This window comes from Yoonia sp. (genome assembly GCF_042093035.1).
Classification (GTDB): domain Bacteria; phylum Pseudomonadota; class Alphaproteobacteria; order Rhodobacterales; family Rhodobacteraceae; genus Yoonia.
In genome coordinates this window covers 21112-29453 of the sequence record NZ_JBELFI010000020.1, presented here as the reverse complement: position 1 = coordinate 29453, position 8342 = coordinate 21112, and the positions used below count along the sequence as shown (strand labels likewise).

Genomic DNA, 8342 nt, shown 5'->3' with positions numbered 1-8342 from the left:
TGTAATCAACTTCCTGAAAGGTTTCGCGATCCGTGTGCCGATTGTCGATCTGCCCCACGAATAGCACCATCGGCGTGCTGTCCTGCATAGCGATGTGAACACCGGCAGAGGCATTCGCGGCCCCCGGTCCGCGGGTGACAAAGCAGACGCCGGGTTGACCCGTCATTTTGCCATAGGCTTCAGCCATCATCGCGGCACCGCCTTCCTGACGGCAGACGATATTGGGAATACCGCTGTCATAGAGCCCATCAAGCGCGGCAAGGAAACTTTCCCCCGGCACTGAAAAAACACGTTTCACGCCAAGCCTGACAAGCTGATCGCTCAGAATTTTCCCACCATGTCGGATCATTGATCGCCCCTCATTGTCAGACCCCAGAATGGGACACGCACAGCGCCTGTGCAAGTATTGCGGTGGCGAAATCTGCGCGGGGCTCTAAGTGTTGGCATCACACATCACAGGAGCCCTCATGACCACTCTTCTCGGCATCTCAGGATCACTACGCAAAGCCTCGACCAACACCAAGCTGATGCGCTACGCTGCCGCGATTTTTGACGCGGACAGCTTCGTTGAAGGCGACATCAATCTGCCGCTCTATAATGGCGATCTGGAGAACGCGGACGGCATTCCAGCATCCGTTCAGAAACTGGGCGACCAGATTGCGCAAGCCGATGCGGTCATTATCGCGACGCCTGAATACAATAAAGCAATCTCAGGGTCGTTGAAAAACGCGCTTGATTGGGTCAGCCGCACCAAGGGCGGGCCTTGGAAAGACAAACCTGTCGCTATTATGTCTGCCGCCGCTGGGCGCGCGGGCGGTGAACGATCACAATTCTCGCTTCGTTTGGCGATGATGGCGTTCCGCCCGGACATTCTGCAAGGTCCAGAGGTGCTGGTGGCCGATGCTGGCAACGCGTTCGACGAAAGTGGCAGGCTCACCAATGAGCGCTACATCAAGGCACTGACAGAGCTTATGGATGCTCTCAAGGCCCGCATCAGATAGCGCGGCTGGCATTTGTTGCAGATCAGCCTTAAACCCTTTGCAACAATGCGATGAAATCGGAGAATGACATGGCCAGAGGCGCAGGCGGGAGCGACGGCGGAACGGCAACGTTCGTTGTAGGTCTCATCATGATGATTGGCGGTGCCTATCTTTTGCTCAACAGCATCATCGTGCGTCCGAATATGGGGCTCGGTGCGGTGGCTTTTAGCGCGGGCGGTTTTCCGGTCACCAGTGGTTTCATCATGATCCCACTTGCCTTCGGAATTGGTTTTATCTTTTATAATTCAAATAGTTGGCTCGGCTGGATCGTCGCAGGCATGTCAATTATTGCGCTGGTGTTTGGTGTCATTGCAAATATGCAACTCCAGTTTGCCCGCCTTAGCGTGCTGGACCTGATTATCATCCTGACATTGCTCGTGGGCGGGCTGGGGTTGTTCCTGCGCTCGCTGCGCGCGGGTTAATACCCCAACGCGCAGCCGTCTTTGCGCGGATCACTGCCGGCTTCAAGCACACCATCATCATGCAACATGATCGCCTGCGCGCCGCCAATTGCGGTTGCGGGCATGACCACGTTATGTCCGAGCGCCGCGAGTTCTGATTTTACGGCGGCGCTGTAGCCGTTTTCGACCCTGAGTTCATTGCCTTCGGTAAAGCATCGCGGCGCATCAATAGCCGCTTGTGGTGACAATCCAAAGTCGGTGATATTCGTCACGAAACGCGCGTGACCCGTCGATTGGTACTGTCCTCCCATCACCCCGAAAGGCATGTGCACCTTGGTGCCCTTCTTCAAGATCGCCGGAATGATCGTATGCATCGGGCGTTTGCCCGGTCCTGCCTCATTGGGGTGTCCTTTTTCCAATGTAAATCCTGCGCCGCGGTTCTGAAGCAGTACGCCAAACTTGTCAGAGGCAATGCCCGATCCAAAGTCTTTGAAGATCGAGAAAATCAGCGAAACGCACATGCGGTCCTTATCGACCACGGTGATATAGATCGTGTCTTTGTGGGTTGCCTCAACCCCCGACATTCCGGCAGGCATCGCGCGCTTGGGGTCGATCAGAGCCGCGAGCTTCTCCGCGGTTTCGGGCGAAGTCATGTAATCCAGTCGGCTCATATAGTCGGGATCGGCCATGAAATTGTTGCGCACATCATAGGCGCGTTTTGTAGCCTCTGCTTCGATATGCGCGCGCTCTGATCCCCAAGGGTCCATCCCTGCGATGTTGAAATGCTTGAGCATGTTCAAAAGCAAGATCGCCGTTGCACCCTGCCCGTTTGGTGGATGCTCAAACAGGTCCAGCCCGCCATAGGCGCCGACGATCGGGTCGGTGTAGTCACTGGCAGTATTCGCAAAATCGTCCAACGTATGCGTGCCGCCAACTGCTTGCAGGCTGGATACGAAATCTTCCGCGACCTCGCCTTCATAGAAACCGGCCCGGCCTTCCATTGCAATGCGGCGCAGGACCTCTGCCTGTTGCGGCGCGCGGAACACCTGACCCGGTCGAGGTGCCTTTCCGTTCATGAGGAAGTAGTCACGTGCTGGACCTGACAGATTCGCGGTGGATTGCCCCCAGTCGGAGGACACACGCTCTGCCACGGGAATACCTTCTTCTGCATAGTGAATGGACGGTGCCAGAACTGCCTTTAGCCCCAGCCTGCCCCAATCGTTGGACAATTTGCAGAAGGCATCAACCGCGCCGGGGACGGTCACTGCATCGGCGGAAAACAGCGCGATAGTATCACCTTTCGCCCGCAGCTTTTCGGCATCAATCCCCGCGGGCGCGCGCCCGGAACCATTCAATGCCACAACGCGGTCTTCGCCGGGCGGGGTCATCAAGACAAAGCAGTCACCACCGATCCCCGTCATTTGCGGCTCACACAGTCCCAAAAGCACGGCGCCAGCAATTGCACCATCCATCGCGTTACCGCCAGCTTCCATCATTTGCACCGCGACTTTCGCGGCAAGCGGATGTGAAGTCGCGCACATACCATTGGTTGCGTAAACGGCAGAGCGGCCGGGTCTGTGGAAATCGCGCATATTGGTCGTCCTTCTTGATCGTTGCGGAAACAACTAGACCGCTGGGGCGCAGGTGCAATCAGAAATGACCAAGGGGTTTCGCTTTTGTCATTGTCACACTAGCGTGTCCGTTGCTGCGACGGGGGACGACATGACAGATGAAACGACGATGTTTGGAGTGGCGTTGGCTGGCCACGGAGGGCCGGAATGCCTTGCTTGGCGCGATGATTTGCCCCGCCCTTCCCCCAAAGCGGGGGAAGTGTTGATCGCAGTTGCCGCCGCGGGGGTCAACAACACCGATATCAATACCCGCATCGGCTGGTATTCAAAGGGAGAAAATGCCGCGGATGACGCCAGTTGGACGGGTGAGGCGATGAAGTTCCCCCGCATACAAGGGATTGATGTTTGCGGACGGATCACCGCTGTTGGCGCAGGCGTCGACCCGGCCCGCATCGGAGAGCGCGTCCTGGTCGAACCCTGCCTGATCGAGGCGGCAGGTGAGATGCGTGATCCACCGTGGTTTCTGGGTTCTGAATGCGACGGTGGATTTGCGCAATACTGCGTTGTCGCTGCCCGTCATGCCTATGCGGTTGAAAGCGCTCTCAGCGATGTTGCTCTTGCGTCATTCCCTTGTTCCTATTCGACAGCCGAAAACATGCTGACGCGCACAAGGTTGCAAGCGGGTGAAACTGTCCTGGTCACGGGTGCGTCCGGCGGTGTTGGCTCCGCCGCGGTCCAACTGGCGAAAGCGCGGGGTGCGACTGTAATAGCGGTCACGCGCGCGGCGAAGGCGCAAGATCTGCTTGATCTGGGCGGTGCGCGCTCGATTGAACGCGATGCAGACTATGCGGCAGTGCTGGGCCACAACTCGGTGGATGTCGTCGTTGACTTGGTCGCTGGCACGCAGTTTCCCGCTTTGCTGGACGTTCTGCGGCCAAAGGGCCGCTATGCGGTTTCCGGTGCTGTTGGCGGGCCAATGGTGTCGTTGGACGTGCGAACGCTTTACCTCAAAGATCTGCAGTTTTATGGCTGCACCGTTCTGGAACCTCAGGTGTTCGGCAACCTCGTGCGCCTTATAGAAAGCGGTAAAATTGCGCCGCTTGTCGGGGCTGAATATCCATTGCGCGACATCAACGCAGCGCAAGTCGCATTTGCAGAAAAGGCCTACACTGGCAAGATTGTCCTGACCGTTGACCCCAGAAATTAAGACCAACAGATGCGCGTGAACTACGACGACCTAAAGAAAACAATTGCGGCGCTGACCGAGGGCGAGGAAGATGTTATCGCGCTCATGGCGACGGTTGCCTGCGAGGTGCATCATTCTGATTCACGCTTCGACTGGACCGGTTTTTACCGTGTGACGGGCCCACAGATGCTCAAGATCGGGCCCTATCAGGGCGGGCATGGCTGTTTGGTCATTCCGTTTTCGCGCGGTGTGTGCGGTGCGGCTGCACGCACGCGGCAAGTCCAGCTTGTGGCGGATGTGAATGCGTTTGCTGACCATATCGCTTGCGCCAGCAGCACACAGTCGGAACTTGTGCTGCCTGTTTTGAATGCAGATGGTGATTTGATCGCCGTTTTTGATATCGACAGCGATCAACCAGATGGCTTTACCGACACCGACGCGACAAACCTCTCAGCCATCCTGAGAGATGTTTTTGAAAAACCTCCTAGCGTCCTAGAGAAAACACCATAAGGTGGCGATATTTTGTGGCACACAACATTAGCGTGTCGCGCAAGACGGATTTTGCTGAGAATTTTTCCCGGCATGAGAATAATGGCTTGGGGGGAACATGCCGAATAGACTAGACACCGTTGCATCCTTGGGCGCGGATATCAGATCGCTCCGCAAGGCACGCAAATTCACGCTGGTCGACCTCGCAGACGCTCTGGGTCGCTCTGTTGGTTGGCTCAGTCAGGTCGAACGGGGCAAGTCGCGCCCGAATATGGGCGATTTGCAGCAGTTGGCCGAAACGCTCGATGTGTCTGTCAAAAGTTTTTTCCAAACCAACGGCTTGGACAGTGAGGAGGGCCTGATCGTGCGGTTCAATGCGCGCCGCCCGATCGGAAGCCGGACAGACGGCATGGTTGAGGCGCTCTTATCCCCAGATCTCACGGATGATTTCGAGGTGATTCATTCGTCTTTCGCGCCTCATTCACGGCTGAAAGAGCCCCTCAGCCGGCCGACCCAGGAGGTCTGCTATCTGATCCGTGGACAGTTCGATATTTGGATTGACGGTAACCCGTTCACACTCTCTGCCGGAGACAGTTTTCGGCTGCGCGGTCAAAAGTTCCAATGGGCCAATCCCTACGATGAGACATGTGAAATCATTTGGGTGATTGCGCCCCCGATCTACTAGAGGTCAAGCACATGCAAAACATAACTGGTCGTTGTGAATGCGGCGCCGTCGCTTATGAGGTGTCCCAGATGCGCCGCACGGTCACGTTTTGCCATTGTAGCCAGTGCCGCCGGATCAGCGGCCATTACTGGGCCTCCACGCGTGCAGATATCACCGACGTCCACTTCACCGCAAAGGACAGCTTGGCATGGTACCAGTCATCCGCACACAGCCGGCGGGGTTTCTGCAATACCTGTGGGTCGAGCCTTTTTTACCAACCAATTGGCGCAAATCACCTCGGCATTGCCGCAGGCTCCCTTGACCTGCCTACAGGGATGACGCCTGCTAAGCATATCTTTGCCGCAGATCGCGGCGACTACTACACAATTCCGGATGATGCCCCGCACATCCCCGACTGAAGAAAGCGAGAGATATGGCTGATTTCCCGACAACGGCACGCGTTGTAATTATCGGAGGCGGTGTTGTGGGTGTGTCCACCCTGTACCACTTGGCAAAAAAAGGCTGGACCGATTGCGTGCTTTTGGAAAAGAACGAATTGACCGCTGGCTCCACCTGGCACGCGGCGGGCAACTGCCCGTCGTTCAGCACCTCTTGGGCCGTCATGAATATGCAGCGTTATTCACTAGGTCTTTACAAGGGACTGGCTGAAGAAGTCGATTACCCTATGAATTACCACGTCACCGGCTCCATCCGTTTGGCGCATTCCAAAGAACGGATGCAGGAATTTGCCCGCGCAATGGGTATGGCCAATTATCAAGGCCTGAACTTGAAACTGATGACGCCCGATGAGGCGCAAGAGATGTATCCCTTCCTTGAGACCCACGATCTGGAAGGCACCCTTTATGACCCGGACGACGGTGATATTGATCCCGCACAGTTGACGCAGGCGCTGGCCAAGGGCGCGCGGCAGATGGGAGCGAAGATTGAGCGGTTTTGCAGTGCCATCGGCGTCACGCAGCACCCGAATGGAACATGGACTGTTCACACTGAAAAGGGTGACATCGATTGCGAAAAGGTTGTCAACGCGGGCGGCTACTATGCCCAGCAGATCGGGGAATGGTTCAAACCATACGGCGGGCGCACGGTGCCGATGGTCACAATGTCCCACCAGTACTTCCTGACCGATGAAATTCCTGAGCTGAAGGCATGGACCGAGCAGAACGGCCACAAAGTGCCTTTGTTGCGGGACGTCGATTCTTCTTACTACCTGCGCCAAGACAAAAACGGTCTGAACCTCGGCCCCTATGAACGGAATTGTAAGGCCCATTGGGTGACACCGGATGATCCGCAGCCTGATGATTTCAGCTTCCAGCTCTATCCTGACGATCTGGAGCGTCTGGAATGGTATATCGAAGACGCAATGGCCCGCGTGCCGCTTTTGGGTACTGCTGGTGTTGGACGCGTCATCAACGGACCCATCCCCTATGCACCCGATGGATTGCCGTTGCTCGGCCCGATGCCCGGCGTCAAGAACGCGTTTGAGGCCTGCGTCTTTACATTTGGCATCACCCAAGGCGGCGGCGCTGGCAAAGTCGCGGCTGAATGGATCGTGGACGGTCAAACGGAATGGGACATGTGGGCCGTCGACCCACGCCGCTACACCGATTACACCGATCAGGACTATTGCCACCAGAAGGCTCTGGAAATCTACGGCCACGAATACGGCATGCATTTTCCGCATAAGATGTGGCCTGCCGGACGCGATAAGAAACTGTCTCCGGTCGATGCCAAAGTGCGCGAACTGGGCGGTCAGATGGGTGCCTACAATGGCTGGGAGCGCGCAAACTGGTTCGCCAAAACTGGTGATGATACCTCACTTCAAGCAACCGAAACATGGCGCCGCGACGGCCCATGGCGCATCCGCGTGCAGGAAGAATGCGAGGCCGTGCGCGATGGGGTTGGCGTGCTGGATTTGCCGGGGTTTTCGCGCTTTGATTTGTCCGGCGAAGGTGCAGCGGAATATCTGCGTGGGCTGATCGCAGGTGCGCTGCCAAAGATCGGCCGGATGAACCTTGCCTATTTTCCGGACAGTCGCGGGCGATTGCTGACCGAGATGTCATTGATCCGCCATGCGGAGGATCACTTCACACTCATCACGGCAGCGGTTGCGCAATGGCATGACTACGAAATTCTCAATGATGCCTTGCCGGATGGGCTGACTTTGAAGGACATCACCCGCGAATTTTCCACCTTGATCGTGAGCGGCCCCAAAGCACGTGAGCTTTTCACTGCCGTGGGTACTGACGCCGATCTCAGCCTTGGCTGGCTGACGCATCAATCTGCCACCGTTGCCGGAACGCCTTGCAAATTGGCCCGTGTCAGCTTTGCGGGTGAGCTGGGTTGGGAAATACATGCGCGCATGGACAAGATACCCGCACTTTACGACGCGGTCCTCGCGGCCGGTGCTACCCCATTCGGTATGTTTGCGTTGAATGCGCTGCGCATCGAAAAAGGCTATCGCGCTTGGAAGGGTGATCTTTCGACCGACTATACATTGCTGGAAAGTGGTATGGAGCGGTTTATCAAGCTCGACAAAGCCCAGGACTTCCCCGGCAAGGCCGCGATCCAGTCCGAAAAGCAGAGTGGACGGAAAAAAGGCTTTGCGACCTTGGTTCTGGATAATCCCGGGGAAGAGGATGCACCTTACATGTCACCCGTCTGGGCAAACGGCGAAGTTGTTGGCGAAACGACTTCGGGGGCTTGGGGCTACCGCGTGAACAAATCTATCGCGCTCAGCATGCTGCGCGCGGACGTGATTACCCCCGGAGCCAAGGTCGAGATTGAAATCTACGGCCAGCGCCACAGTGCAACCGTTCAGGAAGATCAGCCTTTGTGGGATCCCCGTAACGACCGCATCCGCGCCTGATGCTGACGTCTGCGAAAACAGATCAGTCGCCATGCACCTTTCAAGGTGCGTGGCGACTGTGACTTTGGATGCCGCCACGCCGTCATCACAACTCCGCTCCTTGA

At 56.7% G+C, this 8342-nt stretch carries 9 protein-coding genes; 7 read left to right on the top strand and 2 right to left on the bottom strand.

Annotation, left to right across the window (positions count from 1 at the left end):
* Positions 1-349: thiamine pyrophosphate-binding protein (locus ACFDSS_RS04910; RefSeq protein WP_375254647.1), on the bottom strand; the 349-nt coding region annotated here is incomplete at its 3' end.
* Positions 350-467: 118 nt separating this feature from the next.
* Between ACFDSS_RS04910 and ACFDSS_RS04905 the strand changes: the two genes are divergently transcribed.
* Both ACFDSS_RS04905 and ACFDSS_RS04900 read left to right on the top strand, forming a co-directional pair.
* The gene (locus ACFDSS_RS04905; RefSeq protein WP_375254646.1) at positions 468-1001 is read left to right on the top strand and encodes an NADPH-dependent FMN reductase; all 534 of its coding nucleotides are present in this window, start codon (positions 468-470) and stop codon (positions 999-1001) included.
* A gap of 68 nt (positions 1002-1069) precedes the next feature.
* The gene (locus ACFDSS_RS04900) at positions 1070-1462 is read left to right on the top strand and encodes a hypothetical protein (protein ID WP_375254645.1); all 393 of its coding nucleotides are present in this window, start codon (positions 1070-1072) and stop codon (positions 1460-1462) included.
* Here ACFDSS_RS04900 and ACFDSS_RS04895 read toward each other — a convergent pair.
* Positions 1459-3033: a gamma-glutamyltransferase family protein gene (locus ACFDSS_RS04895; RefSeq protein WP_375254644.1), complete on the bottom strand. Its 1575-nt coding sequence runs from the start codon at positions 3031-3033 to the stop codon at positions 1459-1461. The two genes, ACFDSS_RS04900 and ACFDSS_RS04895, sit on opposite strands and share 4 nt — an antisense overlap.
* Before the next feature lie 130 nt (positions 3034-3163).
* Between ACFDSS_RS04895 and ACFDSS_RS04890 the strand changes: the two genes are divergently transcribed.
* The 5 genes from ACFDSS_RS04890 to ACFDSS_RS04870 all read left to right on the top strand — a co-directional run bounded on the left by ACFDSS_RS04890 (position 3164) and on the right by ACFDSS_RS04870 (position 8238).
* Entirely contained in the window at positions 3164-4219 is a 1056-nt protein-coding gene (locus ACFDSS_RS04890) for an alcohol dehydrogenase family protein (RefSeq protein WP_375254643.1), read from the top strand.
* A 9-nt stretch (positions 4220-4228) separates the two neighbouring features.
* Positions 4229-4708 (top strand): GAF domain-containing protein, encoded by a 480-nt coding sequence (locus tag ACFDSS_RS04885; protein ID WP_375254642.1) that lies wholly within the window; start codon positions 4229-4231, stop codon positions 4706-4708.
* 97 nt (positions 4709-4805) lie between these two features.
* Positions 4806-5372, top strand: coding sequence for a helix-turn-helix domain-containing protein (locus ACFDSS_RS04880; protein ID WP_375254641.1), 567 nt, complete (start codon positions 4806-4808; stop codon positions 5370-5372).
* A gap of 11 nt (positions 5373-5383) precedes the next feature.
* A complete protein-coding gene (locus ACFDSS_RS04875; RefSeq protein ID WP_375254640.1) occupies positions 5384-5770 on the top strand; it encodes a GFA family protein in 387 nt (128 codons plus the stop codon).
* A gap of 14 nt (positions 5771-5784) precedes the next feature.
* Positions 5785-8238 carry an FAD-dependent oxidoreductase gene (locus ACFDSS_RS04870; protein WP_375254639.1) on the top strand — a complete coding sequence of 818 codons (2454 nt, stop codon included), beginning with the start codon at positions 5785-5787 and terminating at the stop codon, positions 8236-8238.
* Positions 8239-8342: the final 104 nt, after the last annotated feature.

Coding starts and splice junctions, on each gene's coding strand:
- ACFDSS_RS04895 (WP_375254644.1), bottom strand. CDS start 3,033: ATGCGCGATTTCCACAGACCCGGCCGCTCTGCCGTTTACGCAACCAAT.
- ACFDSS_RS04875 (WP_375254640.1), top strand. CDS start 5,384: ATGCAAAACATAACTGGTCGTTGTGAATGCGGCGCCGTCGCTTATGAG.
- ACFDSS_RS04890 (WP_375254643.1), top strand. CDS start 3,164: ATGACAGATGAAACGACGATGTTTGGAGTGGCGTTGGCTGGCCACGGA.
- ACFDSS_RS04900 (WP_375254645.1), top strand. CDS start 1,070: ATGGCCAGAGGCGCAGGCGGGAGCGACGGCGGAACGGCAACGTTCGTT.
- ACFDSS_RS04885 (WP_375254642.1), top strand. CDS start 4,229: ATGCGCGTGAACTACGACGACCTAAAGAAAACAATTGCGGCGCTGACC.
- ACFDSS_RS04880 (WP_375254641.1), top strand. CDS start 4,806: ATGCCGAATAGACTAGACACCGTTGCATCCTTGGGCGCGGATATCAGA.
- ACFDSS_RS04870 (WP_375254639.1), top strand. CDS start 5,785: ATGGCTGATTTCCCGACAACGGCACGCGTTGTAATTATCGGAGGCGGT.
- ACFDSS_RS04905 (WP_375254646.1), top strand. CDS start 468: ATGACCACTCTTCTCGGCATCTCAGGATCACTACGCAAAGCCTCGACC.